Annotated in this window: 1 protein-coding gene; it reads left to right on the forward strand. The window is 70.3% G+C overall.

The window, feature by feature from the left end; genetic code table 11:
• Nucleotides 1-1,079, forward strand: a 1,079-nt coding sequence (locus G6026_RS10880; RefSeq protein ID WP_241728034.1) for a pyruvate kinase, incomplete at its 5' end; no start/stop codon positions are given.
• Between the last annotated feature and the right edge of the window lie 24 nt (nucleotides 1,080-1,103).

A 1,103-nucleotide genomic window follows, 5' to 3' on the forward strand; every position in this document is an offset into this window, starting at 1 on the left:
GGGTGGACCCGCGGTGGCTCGCGGGCCGGAGGCCCGGGGACGTGATCGAGGTCCCCGATGCACGGCGGCTGCGTCGACGCTTCACCGTGGTGTCCGTGGATGACGGTGGAGTCCTCGCGGAGGGTGATCGCAACGCGTGGGTGCGCGACGGCACGCTGATCGACTGCGACTTCGAGCGCACCAGGGTCCGCGGCATCCCTGCGGTGCCCCAGCGGATTCGCGTCCACTCCGGGGACCGGATCCTGCTCACCGTGGACATGGAACCGGTGGATCCACCGCGGTCCGGTGCGGAGATCCGACTGGGATGTGCGCTTCCCGCGGTCGTGGAGGCGCTGGCGGTGGGTGACCGCGTCCTGTTCGACGACGGGGTGATCTCCGCAGAGGTCGTCGAGACCGCCACCCCGGGTGCCACGGACGCCCCCTGGGCCAGGCTGGAGGTGGTGCGCTGCCGGGAGGGTGGCCGCTGGCTGGGGTCGGAGAAGGGGATCAATGTCCCGGGACTGGAGATGGACACCCCCGCGCTGACCGAGGAGGACCGACAGAGTCTCGACTTCGCGTCCCGACACGCCGATCTCGTGGCGCTGTCGTTCGTGCGGACCAGAAGGGACGTCGCCGACGCGGTCGAGGCCCTGGAATCCGCGGCCTCGGAGTCGGGGCGGGAGCTGGGACTGCTCCTCAAGATCGAGACCCGGCAGGCGTACCGGGCGCTACCGGACCTGCTGCTGGAGGCGATGCGTCACGAGCGGATCGGTGTGATGATCGCCCGCGGTGACCTCGCCGTCGAGATGGGTTTCGAGTCGCTCTCGGAGATTCCGCGCAACATCACGCTGATGTGCCAGGCGGCCCGCGTCCCCGTCGTCCTGGCGACGCAGGTGCTGGAGTCGTTGGCGAAGACCGGGATCCCGTCGCGCGCGGAGATCTCCGACGCCGGGTCCGCGCAGAGGTCCGAGTGCGTGATGCTCAACAAGGGGCCCTATGTGGCCGAGGCGATCGAGACCCTCGACGTGATCCACTCCCGGATGGGCCGGATCCAGCGGAAGGCGCTGCCACTGATGCGCCACGTCGACAGTTGGGACTGACCGCCGCCGCCCCGCCACGGCTAC

It is taken from the genome of Dietzia sp. DQ11-38-2 (assembly GCF_014145055.1).
Lineage (GTDB): Bacteria > Actinomycetota > Actinomycetes > Mycobacteriales > Mycobacteriaceae > Dietzia.